The 763-nt window shown below is 35.6% G+C and carries 1 protein-coding gene; it reads right to left on the bottom strand.

Annotated features, from left to right (window positions below; translation table 11 throughout):
- Positions 1 to 123: 123 nt before the first annotated feature.
- Positions 124 to 672, bottom strand: a complete 549-nt coding sequence (locus tag PG899_RS24185; protein ID WP_270697827.1) for an AbiU2 domain-containing protein — start codon at positions 670 to 672, stop codon at positions 124 to 126.
- Positions 673 to 763: the final 91 nt, after the last annotated feature.

Raw genomic sequence — 763 nt, 5'->3', positions numbered from 1 at the left:
TAGGCAGAGAAAATCCAAGCAAAACAACACGTTAGACGGTATTATTAATTCGCTTGCCGCTTAAGGTTCTGTACATGTGTATTACATAGCGATAATGCAGGGTGATACTGACAATAAACTGGTTTATCTTTGCGTACTCTTTTCGATTAATCTTTTCAAGTTTCTAATCATATTAGTGCCGTAACCACTTCTGTTTACATTTCCATCTGAAACTGGCAGTGTATTCTCTCCCATCTCCAGCATCAATCTATATCTCATATCAAATGTTAACTGTCTTGTCTCTCTAAGTAATTCAATTAGAAGTGCAGTGCTCATCCTATGCTTAGGATGTTGATCACTTCCTACATAAACAGATTTATCTGCATGAGCTAAAACAAGATTCCTGTAATTCTTTATGTTCATTGAATTTTTTATTGAACCTATTTTCTCTCTTTGTTGATTAGTATCCTCATCCCAAAACCTCTGATAAGAATTAACTATATTATATAAGCTTAAGTATTCAAACTTGGCGCCACCCTGCTCATACCCATTACCATCAAAGAGGCGCTCAATTGACATAATGATATCATCATGCAAAGAACGCTGAATTATCTGGATTCCCTGTGGGGATAGATTATTAAGGACGTTTATTGCTTCATCGCGACCATAAAGTTCATCATAGAAATGAACCAGTGCTATAACTCTATCTCATGTACAGGATCTTTAGCTACAACCAATTGAAATAGATAGAAAAAAGGCTTCGTTTGTGATCTGATTTAATCGC

This window comes from Aeromonas sp. QDB39 (assembly GCF_027707585.1).
In the GTDB taxonomy this organism is placed as follows: Bacteria; Pseudomonadota; Gammaproteobacteria; order Enterobacterales; family Aeromonadaceae; genus Aeromonas; species Aeromonas hydrophila.
Note: the sequence above shows the minus strand (reverse complement) of the source record. Positions and strands in the feature narration are given on the sequence as shown.